We start from the raw sequence: 20137 nt of genomic DNA, 5'->3' as shown, positions 1-20137 counted from the left end.
CATCCGCGCAAGCGGAAGGAATGGTGGGCACGGCGCGCGGTGGAGTTGAGCTCGTGGCATGCAGTGTCGCACGCGCGCCTTTGCCTACCCTACGACAGCGGAGACACCTCACGCTTTGGTCAAGCAACAACAAGGCCGGGATTGCTCCCGGCCTTTGACGTCGTGCTTCGCAGGTCCTGCCCGAGGCAGCCGCTTCAGAACTCCGCGCGCACCTTCAGCAGCGCCGACTGCTCGAGATACTGGCTGCCGACCACGGCGTTGTAGCCCAGCGAGATCGACTGACGCTCACCGAACGCCACCAGCTTGAGTGCTGCGCCGAGCTCGGCGAGGTTACGCTCGGGCGACGGTCCGGCGGCGAAGAAGGTCGCGCCACCACCGGCGAAGGCCGCCGTGACGTTCTGCGCGGTATTGCCGAACTCGTGCCGCCACGCCGCCAGCGTCTCCAGGCCGAAGCCGTAGGTCGATGTCACCAGCAGCGGAACGGTCGAACGGAAGCCGAGGTTCGAACGCACCGAGTTGGTGGTCTGCCTGGCGATCGCGAGCGCGGCACCTGCGGTGCTGGTCTCGGTGTAGGCCTGCTGATCGAGATGGCCGTAGGTCACGCCGGCGAACGGCGTCAGCACGGCCTCGCCGAGCTTCACCGGGACACCGAACTCGCCACGCACCAGCGTAAGCCAGCCCTTGTGGCTGCCCGAGACGGTGTCGGTAAAGCCCGCGAAGTTGACGCGGCGCGTGGTGGTGTAGTCGACCAGCGCGATGCCTGCGGAGCCGTTGACGTACCAGGACGGCTGAACATAGGCGGCGTACACCGTGCCCTGATAGTGCTGCATGCCGACCGCATCGCCGGCGGCGGTCCGATCGTCGATGCTGCTGGTGGCGTAGCCAAACGCAGCACCGACGCGGAACGCATTGTCGATCCGCTGATCGATGCCGGCGACGAGGCCCCCGGTGTTGCCGCTGTAGCCGGCAACACCCGCCACGTCACGCTGCGACGCATTGGTGCCGATCAGGCTGCCCCAGACGGTGCGCTCCGGCTCGGGCGCGATGGCCGACGCCAGCGGCGCCTTCACCGTCGGACGAGCCTTGGTCGGATGGAAGGCCATCAGCATCGAGGCGAGCGGATCGGCGTCGTCGGCGAACGCCGAGGCGACACGCGAATTGGGCGAGGCGGCCGCCGCCGTCAGCCGGTTGTCGATCTGGTTCTGGAACAGCGATGCGGTGCTGAGCGGCACCTGGACCTGGGCGCCGTTGACGAGCGGACGCAACTGATCGCCGGCGCCGCGCACCTCCCGGTCGGTGCTGAGGCTCTGCACCACGCCGCCGAGCGCCTGCAGCTGCGCATTGCTGCCGTTGTAGCCAAGCAGGCCGTTGAGCGCGGCAAGGCTGCTGGGCGAGATGCCGGCAATGGTCGCGGGCGACCGCACGGACGCGTTCAGCAGCAGAGCCCCCGTCGAGGTATCGGCAGTGAAGCCGACCAGCGCGCTGGAGAAATCGACGTCGAGCGGCGTCGCCGACACCGCCGTCGCGACACGGTAGAAGTCGCCATTGCGCACGATGCCCTGAAGCGTCGGCGCAACCGTCCCCGCGCCGGCGAAGGTCACCGCGCCGGTGATGTTGCCGATCTTCGTCGACGGCGCTGCCGCGGTGCCGCCCGACCCGAAGATCGTCGTGCGCAACACCGCGCCATCGACGAGCTGCACGCCGGCCCCGCCGCTCATGGTGACCTGCGACTTCATCAGGTCGAGCATGCCGAAATTGACGATGCTGGCGAGGCTGGTCACGCCGTCGAGCGTCGCCGAATTGCTGCCGAGGCCGTTCTGCGCGACGACGTTGCCGCTGAAGCCGGTGCCCTTCAGCAGGATGGTATTGGTCGCACCATCCTGGTCGTTGATAATGATGTCGCCGCCGAGCGCGCCGGTGTTGACCAGATTGAAGGTGCGCGCGCCGAAAAACGTCGCCGCCTGGGTGGTGCTGGCGGCGCAGAGCGGATCTGTCGTGTTCGCGCCCGCCGTCGGACAGGCATTGCCGTTGACGTCCGTGCCCGAGCCGGAGCTGCTATAGGTGCCCGCGACGGTGCCTGCGGTCGCCTTCGCAAACGAGCCGCGCGAGGCGCTCTGGTCGACCGAGATCGATCCCAAGATCGTGCCGCTGTTGGCGATGTCGTGCTCGCCCGAGCCCAGATAGAGGTTGCCCTGGATCAGGCCGGCATTGCTGATGACGCTGTCGCGCGGGCCCGAGTTCGAGCCGCTGCCGGTCAGCGGGAGGGTCGATCCCGCCGCAAGCCCCGCGGCCGTGGTCAGCGGATTGGTGTCGAGCGCCAGGATATCGCCCTTGATCACGCCGCCAGCAGTGTTGGTCAGCGTCAGCGCCTTGGTTTCGGTCACCGTCACGTTGCCGCCGGCGTCGAACTTGTAGAGCGGCGAATCCGGATTGCTGCCGGGGATCGTATCGAACTCGGCGCCGGCGAAGGCGCCGATGGCCCAGTGCCCATCATAGAAGCGGCTCGCCGCCGTCCAGCTGGTGTTGGCGATGGTGCCGGAGTTGGTGATCGTGGTGTCGGCCCGGCCGTAATAGGCGGCGGCATAGTTGCCGGTCGCCGAGATCGTGCCGCCGGCGCGGTTGTTCACCACGAAGCTGTTGGTGTTGTCGTCGGAATACAGCGCCGAGATGATGGCGAGGTTGGTGCCGTTGTAGCGGCCCGTCGCGGTCGCACCGACCGAAACGCTCAGCTTGGTGGGATCGAACGCGCCGAAGAAATTCTGGGTGGCGGCGAGCGTCCCGGTGTTGTTGACGGTGAACTTGTTGACCTGGCTGTCGGCGACGATGACGTGAAGCCGGCCAGCGCTGAGCTGGCTGGTGGTGAGGCTGAGCCAGCCGGCGTTGTTGATGACGACGTTGTTGACGGCCGGATCCTCGGCATTGGAAAAATTGGCCGCGATCATGCCGCGATCGGCCAGACCGGCCTGGGTGTTGGTGGTGAGATTGCGAACGGCCGTCGAATCCAGCGTGACAATCGTCGTCGGCGGATTGGGATTGTAGCCGGTCACCGGAAAGGCCGGGTTCGCCGGCGTATAGGAATTGCTGCCGCTCGAGGGCGTCGCCGTCGCCGCAGCGGCGTCGTACACGGTGATTGCCGTGCTGATGGTCCCGCTGCAGGTGACGGTGACGCCTGGCGTCGTACATTCGGCCCTTGCCTCGCCGGCGACCATCCATGTCGACAACAACACGAAACTTGCGGCAGCTGCCTCGCTGCGCTTTCTGTTCTTTGACTTCACCTGACGCCCCACGTTACGCAATACACGGCTTCTTGTTGATGACCGATTGTATCGAAACGTTGGCAGGACCCAGCAAGGCGAAAGTTTCTATGAACGCACGGGACATTGTCAAACTAACAACTGAATTAGTCCCATAGCGCCCGGACTAATTATCATCATCCACTTCATTTGAAACACCACTCTTCCGCCAGATCTGAAATTTTGACGACAAGGACGGCGGACCGCTCCACCGTGGAGGACAGCGCAGAGATGAACTCGCGCTCCCGGTTCCGACACCTGCTGGCTCCGATCAACAAATGAAAAGGCCGGGATTTCTCCCGGCCTTCTTGCCACGGTGGGGGGCTGCCGTGGCGCGGCGCGGATGCGCCTATGGTGGCTGGTCGTCCGCTCCTGAGGCTCAGAACTTCGCCCGGATGCCGGCATAGGCCGCGAGCGGCATTCCCGGAACCATGCTGCGCGGATCGTTCAACGCGAACGCCGTTCCGCCGCCGGCGGTGTTGAAGCCGGCCGGATCGAACACGGTTCCTGCCGAATAATAGCGCTGATTGAACAGGTTCTGGATCAGGCCGAACACCTCGACGTTCTTGGTCACCTGATAAGACGTGTTGACGTTCACCACCCAGTAGGCCGGGACCTTCGGGTAGACGTTGGTCTCGTCGTGAAGCAGGTACTGGCTGCCGACATAGTTGATGCTCGCCCCGACCTTCCAGGCATCGGTCACGGCATATTCCGCTCCGAGCTTCAGGCGATGCGCCGGAATGCCGGGAATGTGGTTGCCGGAGACGACGCCGACCGGCACCCGGAGGAACGGATCGTTGACGTCGAAGGCGCTGCGGAAGGTGGCGTCGATGAACGTGTAGTTGGCGTAGGCGGTCCACCGGTTCCAGGCCAGGTCGACCTTGGCCTCGACACCCTGGCGCAGGGTGGTGCCGGCGTTCTTGAAGTAGCCGCGCACCGGGTTGATCGGATCGACCACCTGCAGGATGTCGTCGGAATTCTCGGTGCGGAACAGGCTGAGGCCCCAGCGCAGCCGCCAGCCGTCATCAACCGCCACCGATTTGATCGGCGCCTTGCGGTAGGCCGGCAGATCGGCAGCGTAGGCCGAGCGGCCGCCGGAGATCTCGCCGCGCAGGCCGCCTTCGACCGTGCGCGACACCACCTGCTTGAGCGGCGGATCGGCGATCAGGAAGTTGTCGATCAGGCAGGGATTGGCCGGATCGGAGCAGCCGAGCTCGAGCGGCGTCGGCGCGCGGTTGGCTTCGGAGTAGCCGGCATAAGCGGTCATATCAGGCGTGATCTTGTAGGTCAGGCCGACCACCGGGTTGAAGCGCTGAAAGTTGTTGTTGCTGTTCAGGAGCGGCGCGAAGCCGGTCTGGTCGCGCAGGTTGATCTGCGCCCAGTTGAAGCGGCCGCCGGCCGTCAGCGCCAGCTGCGAGGTGATGTCGAAGGTGTTGGTCGCGTAGACGCCGAGATAGGTGTTCTTGGCATTCAGGTTGACCGGAGCAAGGCCGGCGTTGGGCTGGTCGATATAGACGCCGAGGCCGGTGACGAACAGGTTGTTGTCGAGGGTGCCGAGCTCGGAGGTCGCCTGGAAGTTGGTGTTGCCGTGATCGACGCTGGCGCCGACGACGAAATGGTTGTCATGGCCGAATAGCTGCGTGGTCGAGGTCGCCTGCAGCGAGCCACCATAGCTGTCGGTCTTGACCGTGTTGCGGTCGATCTGGCCGAGCGCCGCATCGGCGGCCAGCGTGTTGGCGGTTGGGCCGTTGCGGTTGATGTCCCACGGGGTCCCGGCGGCGTCCTCAAGGACGAACACGCCGCCGCCGTCCTGCACTTCGGTGCCATTGCCGTCGACGCGCGCCGACTTGTAGTTGCGATAATAGCCGTTGGCCTGGATCGACAGCGTGTCGGTCGGTGTCCACTTCGCGCTCGCCTGCACCATCTGCATCTGCAGATGCAGCGACTGCGGCCAGGTATAGACGCTGGACCAGCGCTGGTTCAGCATCTCGATCGGCGTCGCGGCCACCGAGCCGAGCTTGTTGTCGGCGCCGGTGAAGGACAGATGGAATTCGGTATTGTCGCCGCGCGCGCCGAAATCGGCATACATGCGCCGGATCTGCGAGGCCGACGAGTAGTCGCGCCAGCCGCGGTCATAGGCGCCCTCCGCCGCGATATAGGCCGAGTAGGTTCCGTTGTTCCAGCCGTATTGCGCGCCCGACTGGACCCGGCCGAACGAGCCGCCGAACAGCTGGGCTTCTCCGCCCTGGTAGGTGAAGCCGTTCTTCATCTCGATCGACATGGCCCCGCCGGTGGCGTTGAGGCCGAACAGCGGATTGTTCGGCATCAGCGTCATGCGCGCAATCGCCATTTCCGGGATCAGGTCCCAGTTCACGACGTCGCCGAAGGCCTCATTGATGCGGGTGCCGTTCTGGTAGACGGCGATGCCCTGCGGCGTCCCGAGCACGGGCGAGGCAGTCTGACCGCGATAATTCAAGTCGCGCTGGAACGCGTTCCCGGTCTGGTCGCTGAGGGAGACCCCGGGCACCGATTGCAGGATGCTGTCGAGCAGCGTCGGCGCGCGGCTGTGGTCGAGCTCCCGCGCCCCGATGGTTTCGACATTGGAAGGAATCTTGTCCTTCGCGATCTCGCTGCCCTGAACGGGCGAGACGCCGACCACCTCGATGGTCTGCAGGGTTTGCTGCGCGAACGCAGCCGTAGGCAGCAACGCACACGTCGCGAGAAGCGCGCTCTTCAGCGCCGACAGTCTGGTCAAGACGTCCCCCAGTTTCTTGTCGACCGGTTCCGGCAACAGCCCACGCCCCTGAGCCTTTACCCGCACCAGAACGCGCCGATTTACCCGTTTACGAACGTTAACATTCGTAAACAGCCCGCCAGTTCGTCGCAACGGGCAATATTCTTCGGCCTCTAGGGACAATCTTCCCGGATCCGGAAAGTGGCGATCAATTCGCCGACGTATCTCCCAGACTCGGCCGTACTGCTGCACCCGGTTCTGGTTTGCAAGGGAACCTACATGATAGAAGAAGCATCGGCGCCACCAGCGCCCATAGGGCAAGACCTTCGTCGGATGTATCGCGTTCTGCTCGTCGATGACCACCCGGTCGTGATCACGGCCTGTCGCTGGCTGCTGAATGAAGCCGGGATCCGCTCGCTGTCCGAGGCACACGATGCCGACAGCGGGTACGACGCCTATGTTCGTGACCGGCCGGACGTCGCGATCGTCGATCTGCGCCTGCACGGGCAGGAGCTCGGCGGAATCAGTCTGATCGAACGGATGCGGTCGCACGATCCCCGCGCCCGAATTCTGGTCTTCAGCATGCACGCCGATCCGCGTATCGTCCGCTCCGCGATCGACGCCGGCGCCAACGGCTATTTGCTAAAGGACGCCCCGCCGCACGAGCTGCCAAAGGCATTGGAACAGGTTCGAACCGGCGGCACCTATCTCGACCCGCAGCTCGCCACCCGCATCGCCCTGCTCCGCGCCGATCCGGACGGCATGGCGACCGCGGCATTGACCCCGCGCGAGCGCCAGGCACTTGCGCTGCTGGCTCAGGCGAAATCCTATCAGGCGATCGCCGACCATCTCGGCATCAGCTACAAGACCGTCATCAACCTGACCTACCGGCTGCGACAGAAGCTCGGGGCGCGCAGCCTGCCCGACCTGGTTCGTCTCGCAGTGGAAATGTCCCGCCCAAGCATGTGAGGGCCAATCGCCGTCCCTGCCGGCCCGCCACGAGCATCCGCCTGAAAGGCGAGGGCCTGCGACGGTCTCCCATCACAGGCCCTCGAGCTCATGTCTGTGTCGCGTCGGTCCAGTGCGGACCGACGTCTCACTTCAGCAGCTTGGCCACCGACTTCAGCTCCTTGGAATCGAGCGTGCCGTCATGGTCAGGATCGGCCGCCTTGAAGCGGCCTTCCACCAGCGCGAGATACTCGTCCTTGGTCAGCGTGCCGTCATTGTCGGGATCAGCGGCCTTGAGATCCTTGGCCGAAACGCGGCCGCGCAGCTCCTTGGCGTCGAGCGTGCCGTCGTGGTCGCGATCGAGACGATCGAACAGCGCGCCGGCGGCCGTGCGGACCTCGTTCATGTCGGCGGTGCCGTCCTTGTCGGGGTCGATCGAGGTCAGCAGCTTGGAAGGGGCCGGTGCACTGACAGCGATCGTCGACGTGCCGACGATTGCTGTCATGCCGACGGCAGCGGCCGTCATCATCAGTTTCCAATTCATCGAATTGATCCTTTGTCTCCGCCGTCCGGGGGGCGGCGATGAAGGGCACGAAAACAACGTATGCGAGCGTCGGCGGTTTCACCGGCAACGCGCCACACATCGCTTTGACCTATGGGAGGCCTTGTCATTTCGCAAGTGCAAGAACGCGACGCCCGGGAAATTCCCGCAAGAGCGTCGGGACTAGAACCTCGGTCCGTGCAGGAAATATCTCCCCGGACGGTCGCGACGCGGACCGCTATCGTGGTCGAAGACACCTCCTCCTGCCTCGGCCCGGGCATTGGCGACGTGGCGTCCGCGCTTGGCGGCATGCCTTGCGGTTCTGGCACCGCTCCCCGATGACGCCTGTCGGACTTGCCCAACCTGACCTCTCTTGCCGGCCTGGGTTTGATTCCACCACGCTTCCAACTGGTCCCGCAGCGACTCCTCCGCCAAGGCGCGTCCATCCGGCAGCAGCGTGGACAGAAGGAGTGTGAGCACCAGTCCGAGCCGCATCGGCTGAGCGGACAAGCGGCGACGATGACCGGGTGTGTGAAGCACGGGCGTGTCCATTCTCTGGCTGATCCGGCGATCAGCAATGCATGCTGCAGCACATGTTTTCCTCGCTCTATGACTTCAATGTGTTTGCAACACGCCACATTCATCGCCGCCCTGAGATTCACTCGCGAAATGGCCGCCATATTGTCCCGGTCAAAATGTCCCGTTCGACTTGCCAAAACATCCCTATTCCTCATCGAAACAGGAAGGGCCGGAGCAATTGCGGCATTCAACGACTGATCGTTTCCCGATCGCGTCATCTTTCAGCCGACAGGCCCGCATGTTTTCGCCCCGCCGACTCGTTAGCTCATCAGTTGAAGGGAGCGCGGGGACATGCAGCCGAACGGCATCGCCAGGAGTGCAAGAAGACGATCGCGATTGTACATGGCTGCCGGTGCTCTCGTTCTCGCGCCGTTCGGTGCAGTGGCCGAGGAGATCCAGGGCAATGACCCCGCCTCGCCCGGACATTTCCAGGTCGAACAGCGCTTCGGCTATCTGACAACCTTCAATCCGCAACAGAACGGCGGACGCCGCGTGCCGCAGCGTGCGGTCACCGGCGAGACCGAGATCGGCTACTCGCCAACCGAATGGTACGAGATCGCGTTGACCTCGCCTTACGCCTTTGCCCGCACCAATGTCCCGATGGCGCTGGGCAACGTGATGGACAATGGCGTGCCCGGCTATTCATTCCAGTCCGGCGGCGTCACCATTCGCCAGACCTTCATCCAGGGCGACCGGCTTGAGCGCACCGTCTTCCTCGGCCTGGTGTCACGCACCATCCTGGCGCCGCAGGGCGGCCTGACGCCGGACCTGTGGGTCGCCAACAAGGCCGGAGCCGGCCAGCCCGGCGCGCCGCGCTTCGTGCAGGAGGCCACGCCGCGGGTGGCGCAGATGTTCACGCCGATCATCGGCGTCAACCTGCCCAACGACTATCAGCTCATCTTCAACGCCAACATGACCTTCGGCATCGACGGCGCCGGCTCGGCCTTCGAGCCCTCGGTGCGCTTCGTCAAGCGCCTCAGCGATCGCTGGACCATCGGTATCGAGCACTTCTCCAATCTCGGACCGTTCGGCTACATCCTGCCCTGGAATCAGCAGATGCAGACGCTCTACGCAGTCGCCGACACCCGCTTCAAGGGCTTCGAGCTCAGCTTCGGCGTCGGCTACGGCCTGACCAACGCCTCGCGCGGCCTTGCCGTCAAGACCAGCATCGGCAAGGATTTCTGACCCGCGCGCCTTCATCCCATGACCAATCATAAGAAAAGGACACTCGTCATGCGTCGCCTCGTCACCGCCTGCGCGCTTCTCATGCTTGCCGGCTCCGCCGCGTCCGCCGAGGACGGCCCGCGCTTCCTCAACCGCACCGGCCAGACCATCGTGAAAATGTACCTGGCGGCCGCCGGCACCAGAACCTGGGGCGCCGACCAGTGCAAGAACGACGACGAGGGCGAGGTCGACCACAATGAGCGCATGACGCTGGTCGGCGTGAAGTCCGGCCGCTACGACATCAAGCTGTCCGAAAAGGGCGGCCGCACCTGCGTCGCCAAGAACATCGAACTCAAGGAAGGCGCGCAGTTCGTCGTGCGCGATACGGATCTGACCGAGTGCAGCAAATAAGCGGCACGCGGCGGCACCGATATCGCCCTGGATGGCGCCGCGTTCAGCGCGGCCTCAGATGGAGGGGGACCGTGCGCGAGACCTGCGCCTGAGCCATCGCCGGCGGAAAGCGCGGGAACGGCGCGGCGCGTTCGATGATGCCCATCGCCGCGCGGTCCAGCGCCGGCGAGCCCGAGCTTCCAGCGAGCCGTCGCGACAGCAGCCGTCCGTTGCGATCGATCACGACGTTCAGCATGACGGTGCCGCTCGCACCATTGCCGTCGGAGGGATAGGCTGCGGCGCGGCGGATCTGCGCCACCACCTCGGCGTTCCAACTGGCCTGGCCCTCGCGCGCCCCGACGCTGTCCTCGCCGGGATTGGGCGCCGACGCGACACGTGAAGGCCGGGCCGCTGGCGCCGCAGCCGGCTTCGGCGGTGCGGGCTTCCTCTCGACCCTCTCCTTCGTCTCCTTCTTCTCCACTGGCTTGCGCTCGACACGCTCGGGAACGGGCTTCGGCTCCGGCGGTATCGCCTCGATCTGTTTCGGTGGTGGCGGCGGCGGCAAAACGACATCGTCTGCACGCGGCGGCTCGGGCGCGAGCGCGACCTGTGGCGCGGGCTCCGGCGAGGGAATGACATCCGGCACCGGCTCCGGCTGCGCCACGACCTGCGGCTCCGGCTCGGAGGGAGCCGGCGGGACAGGCTCAGCGACGGCCTCGCGCGCGACCGGGTCGTCCTTCACCGGCTCGTCCTTCGGCGGCTCCACCGGCGGCGGCTCGGACGCCGGTGCATCCTGCGCCGTCGGCGCCGGCTCGCTCACCACCGCCGGGGTGAACACGACGTCGAAGGCCGGCGCCTGGGCACGTCCCTGCGGCGCGGGACGCAGCAGCAGATAGCCGACGGCGAGCCCGACATGCAGCCCGCCCACCACCAGCGCGGCGATGGTCCACAGCGTCCGCTCCCGGCGCTGCTCGTATTCGAACGGATCGAGCGTGAGGACGCTCACTGCGCGCCCCGGTCTTCCAGGGCGACGAGCGCCACCTTGGTGTAGCCGGCACGGCGCAGCGTGTTCATCAGCGCCATCACCTCGCCATAGGGCAGCGTCTGATCGGCGCGCAGCAGCACGCGCTGGCCATGGTCGGAGTTGGTGGCGGCGTCGAGGGACGCTGCGATATCAGCCTGCGCCACGCCTTGATCGCCGACGGCAAGCGAGCGATCGGCCTTGAACGTCACGAAGACCGGCGTCTCTGCGCGCGGCTGCGGCTCGGCGGAAATGGCCGGCAGGTTGACAGGAATGTCGACAGTGGCGAGCGGCGCGGCGACCATGAAGATGATCAAGAGCACCAGCATGACGTCGATGAACGGCGTCACGTTGATGTCGTGCGTCTCCTCGAATTCGTCGGGGCGTCGGGCGAGCTTGACGGCCATAGCTCACTCCGCCGGATTGGCGATCGACAGCATCGGCGCCTCGACGGCGCGGATGGCGCTGCGCCGCGTTTCGGCGGGCCCGGCGTGCTGACGATCGAGATCGCGGCTGAGCAGGCGCATCACCGCCACCGACGCATCGGCGATGACGGCGCGATAGCCGCCGGTGGCGCGCGCGAACAGGTTGTAGATCACGACCGCGGGAATCGCAGCGGCGAGGCCGAAGGCGGTCGCGAGCAGCGCTTCCGCAATGCCGGGCGCGACCACCGCGAGATTGGTCGTATGCGCATGCGAGATGCCGATGAAGCTGTTCATGATGCCCCAGACGGTGCCGAACAGGCCGACGAACGGCCCGACCGCGCCGACCGTGGCGAGAATGCCGATGCCGCGGCCGATGCGCGCCACCGCCGCCGCCTCGATCCGCTCGAACTGCCAGGAGACGCGCTCCTTGATGCCGTCGGCGGGAAGGCCACGCGACTTGTCGATTTCGTCATCGGCGACGGCCAGCAGCCGGCCGACCACACCGTCGTCGGCGGAAATGCGCCCCGTCGCATCCGACAGCGCGCGCGCGGCCATCGCGATGCCGAGCGCGCTGCGCGAGGTGCGCAGTGCCGCGCGGAGTTGGATCGTCTTCACCACCAGAACGGTCCAGGTTGCGACTGAAGCCAGCGCCAGCCCGATCATCACCGCCTTCACGACGATGTCGGCCTGCATGAACATGGTCCAGGGCGACAACGCCTCCGGCAGCGTGCTCGCGATATTGGCGATGTGCGCCTGATCCATGGCCGTACTCCCTCGGTGGCCCCGTGGTTGGTGATCACGATCCCGGCGTGGATCGCATGGGGCCATGCCGGATCGTGTCGGAGCCTTGTTGTTTCGTGTCGTTGGGGCAAAGTCACGGCGAAGATCGCGACAATCCCGATCGTCAAAGAGTGCCGCCTGTCCCCACCGGCTTCAAGGCACTTGCTGCGTGGAAGTTGTCCCATGCGATACGGGAATAATTCCCGAATGGAACGGGAAGCCCCTCACCTCTGGGCCAAAAGAAAAGGCCGGGATTGCTCCCGGCCTTCGTGATGGGATTGCCCGGTCGAGCCGGACGACGACTTCAGAGCGTGGGCTCACTTCGCCTCTGCGCGCTTCGGCGGGGTCGCCGGCCACGACTTGATCAGGGTGTCGTAGTCGATCGTCTCGCCCTTCGGCTTCTCGTTCGCGAGCTTGCGCTGCGGAGCGATGTTGCCGTCCTTGGCCGACTTGTTGAACCAGAACTCGGCCGATTCCTTCTTGTTCAGCTTCGGACCGCACTCGCCCTGGACCTTGGACTTCTCGAGACGCTCGAGGACGGAGTCCTGGGCGGCTGCGAGCGCATCCATCGCGGCCTGCGGCGTCTTCGCACCGGACGACGCATCGCCGATGTTCTGCCACCACAGTTGCGCCAGCTTCGGATAGTCGGGCACGTTGTTGCCGGTCGGGGTCCACTGCACGCGCGCGGGCGAGCGATAGAACTCGACGAGGCCGCCGAGCTTCGGCGCACGCTCGGTGAACGACTTGTCCCAGATGTCGGATTCACGGATGAAGGTGAGACCGACATGGCTCTTCTTCAAGCTGACCGTCTTGGAGACGATGAACTGCAGGTACAGCCAGGCGGCCTTGCGGCGATCCGGCGGGGTCGACTTCAGCAGCGTGAGCGAGCCCGCGTCCTGATAGCCGAGCTTCATGCCTTCCTTCCAGTAGGCGCCGTGCGGCGACGGAGCCATGCGCCACTTCGGCGTGCCGTCAGCGTTCACGACCGGCAGACCCGGCTTCACCATGTCGGCGGTGAAGGCGGTGTACCAGAAGATCTGCTGGGCGACGTTGCCCTGCGCGGGCACCGGGCCGGCCTCGGAGAAGGTCATGCCCTGCGCCTGCGGCGGCGCGTACTTCTTCATCCAGTCGAGATATTTGGTGATCGAGTAGACCGCCGCCGGACCGTTGGTGTCGCCACCGCGCTCGACCGAGGAGCCGACCGGACGGCAGCCTTCCATGCGGATGCCCCATTCGTCGACCGGCAGGCCGTTCGGGATGCCCTTGTCGCCGTTGCCGGCCATCGACAGCCAGGCGTCGGTGAAGCGCCAGCCGAGCGAGGGATCCTTCTTGCCATAGTCCATGTGGCCATAGACCTTGACGCCGTTGATCTCCTTGATGTCGTTGGTGAAGAACTCGGCGATGTCCTCATAGGCCGACCAGTTCACGGGCACGCCGAGGTCGTAGCCATACTTGGCCTTGAACTTGGCCTTGTAGTCCGGATTGGTGAACCAGTCGTAGCGGAACCAATACAGATTGGCGAACTGCTGGTCGGGCAGCTGATAGAGCTTGCCGTCCGGAGCGGTCGTGAACGACTTGCCGATGAAGTCGTTGACGTCGAGATAGGGGTCGGTAACGTCCTTGCCCTCGCCCTTCATGTAGTCCGACAGCGCGATGGTCTGGCCGTAGCGGAAGTGGGTGCCGATCAGGTCGGAGTCGTTGATCCAGCCGTCATAGACGTTCTTGCCGGACTGCATCTGGGTCTGCAGCTTCTCGACGACGTCACCTTCCTGGATGATGTCGTGCTTGAGCTTGATGCCGGTGATCTCGCTAAACGCCTTGGCGAGCGTCTTGGCTTCGTACTCATGCGTGGTGATGGTCTCGGAGACGACGTTGATCTCCATGCCCTTGAAGGGCTCGGCGGCCTTGGCCAGCCACTGCAGCTCCTTCAGCTGCTCCTCTTTCGAGAGCGTCGAAGGCTGGAATTCGCTGTCGATCCACTTCTGGATCGTGGCGTCGTCGGCAAGCGCCGGCACGGACAGCGTCATGGTCGCGGCGAACAGCGCGGCAGCGCTGGTCATCGCGAGATAGCTTGCCTTGGTCAGGTGATGCTTCCTAGGTTTCAAGTGTCGCATGCTTTCCTCCTTGAGCGACGTATCCAGGTCCGGGTTGCCCCCGGATCTGCCCTTCCTCGCCTGCCTCAGACGGTGCGAAAGATCGCAACGGCGGATGCAAGCGAAATTGCGGTCGCGAGCCACAGGCTCGAAACCTCAAAACTGTCCTCGCCGACCGGCAGGGTCGCGATCGTGTCGGTGCCGACAAGCCCGATCCAGACGAGGTGAATGACGGCGGCCGAGATCAGCGAGATGAACAGGCGGTCGCCGCGCGTGGTCGGAATGCGCAGCACGCCGACGCGCTCGGCCTCGGGATAGCGCGCGGCGAGTAGCGTCATGACGCCAAGGGTGCAGGCCAGCGCGGCGAAGAAGATCGCCGTCGGCGCAGTCCAGGCCATCCATGCGATGCTGTCCATGGCTATCAGCTCCAGGCGATAATGGACCCCCTCCCCCGCTTGCGGGGAAGGGTTGGGGTGGGGGCGCCGCGAGTCCGACTGCCCAAGAGGAGAGATGCCCCCACCCGTATCGCATCTGGCGATGCGATACGGCCTCCCCCGCAAGCGGGAGAGGCGGAACGGAGGCCGTGGCGACAAGTGTGCATGATCACACCCGTCCCAGCGCGAAGCCGCGCGCGATGTAGTTGCGGACGAACCAGATGACGAGCGCGCCGGGGATGATGGTCAGCACGCCGGCAGCCGCGAGCAGGCCCCAATCCATGCCGGACGCCGACACGGTCCGGGTCATCACCGCCGAGATCGGCTTGGCATAGACCGAGGTCAGCGTGCGCGCGAGCAGCAGCTCGACCCAGGAGAACATGAAGCAGAAGAAGGCGGCGACGCCGATGCCGCTCGCGATCAGCGGCACCAGGATCTTCACGAAGAAGCGCGGAAACGAGTAACCGTCGAGGAACGCCGTCTCGTCGATCTCGCGCGGCACCGACGAGACGAAGCCTTCGAGGATCCAGACCGCAAGCGGGATGTTGAAGATGCAATGCGCCAGCGCCACCGCCCACGGCGTATCGAACAGGCCGATCGCCGAGTACAGATTGAAGAACGGCAGCGCGTAGACCGCGGCCGGCGCCATGCGGTTCGACAGCAGCCAGAAGAACAGGTGCTTGTCGCCGAGGAAGCGGTAGCGCGAGAACGCATAGGCCGCCGGCAGCGCCACGAGGATCGAGATCACCGTGTTGAGGATCACGTATTTCAGCGAGTTGATGTAGCCGGAATACCAGCTCTCGTCGGTGAAGATGCGCATGTAGTTGGCCAGCGTCGGCTGATGCGGCCAGAGCGTCATCGTTGTGACGATCTCGTTGTTGGTCTTGAAGCTCATGTTGACGAGCCAGTAGATCGGCAACAGCAGGAAGACCAGGAACAGCGAGATGATGATGCGACGGCCCGGAATGGTGTTCATCACGCGCCCCCTTTCACCGGCCGGCGCTCGGCGCCGGCATTGGTCATGATGGTGTAGAACACCCAGCACACGATCAGGATGATCAGATTGTAGACCAGCGATAGCGCCGCCGCCTTGCCGAGGTCGAACTGGCCGAGCGCGATCTTGACGAGCTCGATCGAGATGAAGGTCGTCGAATTGCCCGGTCCGCCGCCGGTGACGACGAACGGCTCGGTGTAGATCATGAAGCTGTCCATGAAGCGCAGCAGCACGGCGATCAGCAGCACGCGATGCATCTTTGGCAGCTGGATTGCGGTAAACACCGCCCAGCGCGAGGCGCCGTCGATCTGCGCAGCCTGATAATAAGCGTCGGGGATCGACTTCAGGCCGGCATAGCACAGCAGCGCCACCAGGCTGGTCCAGTGCCACACGTCCATCACGATGACGGTGGCCCAGGCATCGAGATCGTTGGACACGTAATTGTAGTCGATGCCTACGCTCGTCAACGCATAGCCAAGCAGGCCGATGTCGGGCCGGCCGAAAATCTGCCAGATGGTGCCGACCACGTTCCACGGAATCAAGAGCGGCAGCGCCAGCACGACGAGGCAGAAGGCCACGGTCCATCCGCCCCGCGGCATCGACAGCGCCACGACGATGCCGAGCGGCACCTCGATGGCCAGGATTGCGAGCGAGAAGATCAGGTTGCGCCCGAGCGAGGCGAGGAAGCGGCCGCCGAGATCGGTCGAGGGATCGAGCAGCTCCTTGAACCAGCCGACACCGTTCCAGAAGAACTGGTTGTTGCCGAACGTGTCCTGCATCGAATAGTTCACCACCGTCATCAGCGGCAGCACGGCGGAGAACGCGACCAGCAGGAACACCGGCAGCACCAGGAACCAGGCCTTGTTGTTGATGGTCTTGTCCATCACTCAGGCTCCCTCGACGAGACGACTGTCGGCATAGACGTGAACATAGGCTGGATTGAACTTCAGCCCGATCGCCGAACCCTGCGGCGAGAAGCCGGCCGGCAGTCGCGCGGCGAACTTGACGTCGCCGACACGAACGCGCGCGAAGCGGATGCGGCCGAGATCGTCGACGCGCTCGATATTGGCATCGAGCAGGCCGGGTCCGGGCTGAGCGACATCGACGAATTCCGGACGGACGCCGATCTCGATCTTGGCTCCGGCCGGCAGCGCGTCGTAGCTGCGCGCCAGCGTCAGGGTGTGACCGTCGATGCGGGCTTCACGTCCCTTCACCTCGGCCGAGAGGATGTTCATGCCGGGCGAGCCGATGAAGTAGCCGACGAAGGTATGGGCCGGCTTGTCGAACAGCTCAGCGGGCGCGCCGCTCTGCACCACGCGGCCGTCATGCATCACGACGACGGTGTCGGCGAAGGTCAGCGCCTCGGTCTGATCGTGGGTGACGTAGATCATCGTCAGGTCGAGCTCGCGATGCAGCGCCTTCAGCTTCGAGCGCAACTGCCATTTCAGCTCGGGATCGATCACCGTCAGCGGCTCGTCGAACAACACCGCGGCGACGTCGGAGCGCACCAGGCCGCGGCCGAGCGAGATCTTCTGCTTGGCGTCGGCGGTCAAGCGCGTGGCCTTGCGGTTGAGGTCCGGCGTGAGATCGAGCAGACGTGCGATCTCTGCAACGCGCTTGTCGATCTCGGCCCTTGGCACGCCGCGGTTCTTCAGAGGAAACGCAAGATTTTCGCCCACCGTCATCGTGTCGTAGATGACCGGAAACTGGAACACCTGCGCGATGTTGCGTTCGCGGGTCGAGGCTTTGGTGATGTCGGTGCCGTCGAACAGGATCTTGCCGTGCGAGGGCGTCAGGATGCCGGAGATCAGGTTGAGCAGCGTGGTCTTTCCGCAGCCGGACGGGCCGAGCAGCGCATAGGCGCCGCCCTGGCGCCAGGTCATCGTCACCGGCTTCAGCGCGTAGCTTTCGATATCGCCGCTGCTACCGTTATAGGCGTGGGCGAGATCGACGAGGTCAATGCGGGCCATGCGGCATCTCCCTCAGATCGCCGGCGCCGCGACCAGACGGTCGCCGGCGTCGAACACGAACACATTGGCAGGATCGAGCACGGCGTCGAGGACCTCGCCGGGCTCGTATTCATGGACGCCGTGCAGCACCGCGACCCAGTTCATGCCGTCGCGCGTCAGATGCACGAAGCTCTCCGATCCCGTGATCTCGGTGACCGAGACGGTCGCGGGAAAGGCATGGCGGCCGTGGCTGCCGTCGCCTTTGCCAAGCCCGAGCTGATGCGGGCGAAAGCCGACGCGATAGGCGCCGTCCGGCAGAGCGGCATAGAGGCCGACCGCCGGCGCCTTGACCCCGCCGGCATACTCCACGCTCTCGCCGCGCTTCTGGATCTCGACCGTGTTCATCGGCGGATCCGAGAATACCTGGCCGACACGTAAGGTGTCGGGTCGGCGATACACGGCCGCGGTGTCGCCGGCCTGCAGCGCCTGCCCTTCCCACATGCAGATGGTGCGGCCGCCGAGCAGCAGCGCCTCCGAGGGCTCGGTGGTGGCATAGACGAAGATTGCGCCGGATGCCTCGAAGATGCGCGGCAGCTCGGTCCGCAGCTCCTCGCGCAGCTTGTAGTCGAGATTGGCGAGCGGCTCGTCCAGCAGCACGAGGTCCGCCCCCTTCACCAGTGCGCGCGCAATCGCCGTGCGCTGCTGCTGGCCGCCGGAGAGCTGCAGCGGCGTGCGCTTCAGATAGGGCTCGAGCCGCAGCAGCCGGGCCGCTTCCGCCACGCGCTTCTCGATCTCCTGGCGCGACTTGCCTTGCACGCGCAGCGGCGAGGCGATGTTCTCATAGACCGAGAGCGAGGGATAGTTGATGAACTGCTGATAGACCATCGCGACCGAGCGCTGCCGCACGTCGGCGCCGGTGACGTCCTTGCCGTCGACCAGCACCCGCCCCGCGGTCGGCCGGTCGAGGCCGGCGAGCAGCCGCATGATCGAGGTCTTGCCGGACAGCGTCGGCCCGAGCAGCACGCTCAGCGTGCCGCGCTGCAACGTCAGCGAGACGTCGCGAATGGTGGTCACGCCGTCGACGATTCGGGAGACGTGATCGAGCGTGACGCTCATGCGCGCCCTCCCGCCTCACGCGCCGGCACGGCGGAGCGCTCGCGATTGGCTGTGATCCACGCATCGAGCGCGGCGATCTCAGCCGCCGACATCCGCAACCCCAGCTTCGATCGACGCCACACGATGTCCTCGGCCGTCAACGCCCACTCGTTCGTCATCAGGTACCTGACTTCACGCTCCGTCAAGGTGCCACCGAAATCCTGGCCGAGATCGGCCGAAGATGTCGCACCGGCGAGCATGGCCGCAGCCCGCGTGCCATAGGCATGGGCGATCCGCTTCGCATGTGCATCCGACAGGAACGGATAGGTCTTGCGGAGATCCGCAATCAACGGCGCAACGGCCGAAACCTTCATGTCGCCGCCGGGCAGCGGCGCCTTGCCGGTCCACCCCTCCTCCGCCTTGCCACCTTTCACATAGGGGGCGAGACGCTCCAGCGCCTCTTCCGACAGGCGCCGGTAGGTGGTGATCTTGCCGCCATAGATCGACAGCAGCGGCAAGCCGCCGGGCGTATCGAGCTCGAACACGTAGTCGCGGGTCGCCGCCTTGGCCTCGCTGGCGCCATCGTCATAGAGCGGACGCACGCCGGAATAGCTCCAGACCACGTCGGCCGGCGTCACCGGCTTGGCGAGATATTCGCCGAGCGCGGCGCAGAGATAGGCGATCTCCTCGTCGGTCGCCTTCACCTTGGCCGGATCGCCCTGATAGTCGCGATCGGTGGTGCCGATCAGCGTGAAATCCTGCTGATAGGGAATGGCGAAGATGATGCGGCCGTCGGCGTTCTGGAAGATGTAGGCGCGGTCGTGGTCATAGAGCTTGCGCACCACGATGTGCGACCCCTGCACCAGCCGCACTTTCGCTTTCGCATTGACGCCGGCGCCGGTCGCCAGCACCTGCTCGACCCAGGGACCGGCGGCATTGACCAGCGCGCGCGCCTTGATGGTCTCGCGCTCACCGGTCTGCGCGTTCTCGGTGGTGACCAGCCAATGGCTGCCATCCTGCCGGATTTCGATCGCGCGCGTGCGGGTGCGGATGACGGCGCCGCGATCGACGGCATCGCGCGCAGTCAGCACGACCAGACGCGCATCGTCGACGAAGCAGTCGGAATATTCGAAGCCCTTGCTGTAGCGCCCGGGGATCAAGGGGCGGCCGACCTCGTCGCTGCGCAGGTTCACCGACCGCGTCGGCGGCAGCAGCTTGCGGCCGCCGAGATGATCATAGAGGAACAGGCCGAGGCGCAGCAGCCAGGCCGGGCGCAGGCCCGAATGATGCGGCAGCACGAAACGCAACGGGCGGATGATGTGGGGCGCGATCTGCCACAGGATTTCGCGCTCGATCAGCGCCTCGCGGACCAGCCGGAACTCGTAATATTCGAGATAGCGCAGACCGCCATGCACGAGCTTGGTCGACCAGGACGAGGTTCCGCTCGCCAGATCATTCATTTCACAAAGGAAAACGGAATTTCCGCGTCCGGCCGCATCGCGCGCGATGCCGCAACCGTTCACGCCGCCTCCGATAATGGCGAGGTCGTAGATCCGCTCCAACAGACGCATCCCCCGGCAATCGCCTTGACTGTGGCGATTTCACTTTCGGTTTCGAGTTAAACACAAACGAAAGTGAAAGCAAATCGAAATTCGCATGTTGGGCCGCGATTGGGCAAAACCTGCCCAAACCGGGAT

The 20137-nt window shown here is 65.1% G+C and carries 17 protein-coding genes; 4 read left to right on the top strand and 13 right to left on the bottom strand.

The genetic code is table 11. The features are described from left to right. Positions 1–194 precede the first annotated feature (194 nt). Entirely contained in the window at positions 195–3125 is a 2931-nt protein-coding gene (locus QX039_RS07205; protein ID WP_315773429.1) for an autotransporter domain-containing protein, read from the bottom strand. A 1-nt stretch (position 3126) separates the two neighbouring features. Here QX039_RS07205 and QX039_RS07200 point away from each other — a divergent pair, with 1 nt between their 5' ends. Beyond that, positions 3127–3279 (top strand): hypothetical protein, encoded by a 153-nt coding sequence (locus QX039_RS07200; protein WP_315773427.1) that lies wholly within the window; start codon positions 3127–3129, stop codon positions 3277–3279. Between the two features lie 393 nt (positions 3280–3672). On the opposite strand, the gene QX039_RS07195 is transcribed toward QX039_RS07200, so the two are convergent. Further along, positions 3673–6048, bottom strand: coding sequence for a TonB-dependent receptor (locus QX039_RS07195; RefSeq protein ID WP_315773425.1), 2376 nt, complete (start codon positions 6046–6048; stop codon positions 3673–3675). A gap of 312 nt (positions 6049–6360) precedes the next feature. Here QX039_RS07195 and QX039_RS07190 point away from each other — a divergent pair, with 312 nt between their 5' ends. Further along, a complete protein-coding gene (locus tag QX039_RS07190; RefSeq protein WP_315773423.1) occupies positions 6361–6996 on the top strand; it encodes a response regulator transcription factor in 636 nt (211 codons plus the stop codon). Between the two features lie 127 nt (positions 6997–7123). On the opposite strand, the gene QX039_RS07185 is transcribed toward QX039_RS07190, so the two are convergent. Beyond that, entirely contained in the window at positions 7124–7480 is a 357-nt protein-coding gene (locus tag QX039_RS07185) for an EF-hand domain-containing protein (RefSeq protein ID WP_315738719.1), read from the bottom strand. Between the two features lie 957 nt (positions 7481–8437). Between QX039_RS07185 and QX039_RS07180 the strand changes: the two genes are divergently transcribed. Both QX039_RS07180 and QX039_RS07175 read left to right on the top strand, forming a co-directional pair. Beyond that, positions 8438–9280 (top strand): hypothetical protein, encoded by an 843-nt coding sequence (locus QX039_RS07180; protein ID WP_315773421.1) that lies wholly within the window; start codon positions 8438–8440, stop codon positions 9278–9280. Positions 9281–9328: 48 nt separating this feature from the next. Beyond that, a complete protein-coding gene (locus QX039_RS07175; protein WP_315773419.1) occupies positions 9329–9670 on the top strand; it encodes a hypothetical protein in 342 nt (113 codons plus the stop codon). 43 nt (positions 9671–9713) lie between these two features. Here the strand turns inward: QX039_RS07175 and QX039_RS07170 are convergent, their stop codons facing one another. From QX039_RS07170 to glpD, 10 genes are all read right to left on the bottom strand, one after another. Next, on the bottom strand, positions 9714–10655 hold the full coding sequence (locus QX039_RS07170; RefSeq protein WP_315773417.1) for a TonB family protein: 942 nt from the start codon (positions 10653–10655) through the stop codon (positions 9714–9716). Continuing rightward, positions 10652–11077, bottom strand: a complete 426-nt coding sequence (gene exbD, locus QX039_RS07165) for a TonB system transport protein ExbD (RefSeq protein WP_315756988.1) — start codon at positions 11075–11077, stop codon at positions 10652–10654. Before exbD ends, QX039_RS07170 begins: the two co-directional genes overlap by 4 nt. Before the next feature lie 3 nt (positions 11078–11080). Beyond that, entirely contained in the window at positions 11081–11857 is a 777-nt protein-coding gene (exbB, locus tag QX039_RS07160; RefSeq protein ID WP_315773416.1) for a tonB-system energizer ExbB, read from the bottom strand. A gap of 335 nt (positions 11858–12192) precedes the next feature. Then, complete coding sequence (locus QX039_RS07155) at positions 12193–13935, bottom strand: ABC transporter substrate-binding protein (RefSeq protein ID WP_315738720.1); 1743 nt, start codon at positions 13933–13935, stop codon at positions 12193–12195. Positions 13936–14054: 119 nt separating this feature from the next. Beyond that, entirely contained in the window at positions 14055–14384 is a 330-nt protein-coding gene (locus tag QX039_RS07150) for a DUF2160 domain-containing protein (RefSeq protein ID WP_315738392.1), read from the bottom strand. A gap of 187 nt (positions 14385–14571) precedes the next feature. Beyond that, positions 14572–15378 (bottom strand): carbohydrate ABC transporter permease, encoded by an 807-nt coding sequence (locus tag QX039_RS07145; protein WP_315773415.1) that lies wholly within the window; start codon positions 15376–15378, stop codon positions 14572–14574. Next, a complete protein-coding gene (locus QX039_RS07140; RefSeq protein ID WP_315773413.1) occupies positions 15378–16280 on the bottom strand; it encodes a sugar ABC transporter permease in 903 nt (300 codons plus the stop codon). Before QX039_RS07140 ends, QX039_RS07145 begins: the two co-directional genes overlap by 1 nt. Positions 16281–16283: 3 nt before the next feature. Beyond that, entirely contained in the window at positions 16284–17366 is a 1083-nt protein-coding gene (locus QX039_RS07135) for an ABC transporter ATP-binding protein (RefSeq protein WP_315773412.1), read from the bottom strand. A 12-nt stretch (positions 17367–17378) separates the two neighbouring features. After that, positions 17379–18461 carry an ABC transporter ATP-binding protein gene (locus QX039_RS07130; RefSeq protein WP_315773410.1) on the bottom strand — a complete coding sequence of 361 codons (1083 nt, stop codon included), beginning with the start codon at positions 18459–18461 and terminating at the stop codon, positions 17379–17381. After that, the gene (gene glpD, locus QX039_RS07125; protein WP_315773408.1) at positions 18458–20011 is read right to left on the bottom strand and encodes a glycerol-3-phosphate dehydrogenase; all 1554 of its coding nucleotides are present in this window, start codon (positions 20009–20011) and stop codon (positions 18458–18460) included. Before glpD ends, QX039_RS07130 begins: the two co-directional genes overlap by 4 nt. Positions 20012–20137: the final 126 nt, after the last annotated feature.

The sequence above is a fragment of the Bradyrhizobium sp. SZCCHNR1043 genome (genome assembly GCF_032489675.1).
Lineage (GTDB): Bacteria > Pseudomonadota > Alphaproteobacteria > Rhizobiales > Xanthobacteraceae > Bradyrhizobium.
Note: the sequence above shows the minus strand (reverse complement) of the source record. Positions and strands in the feature narration are given on the sequence as shown.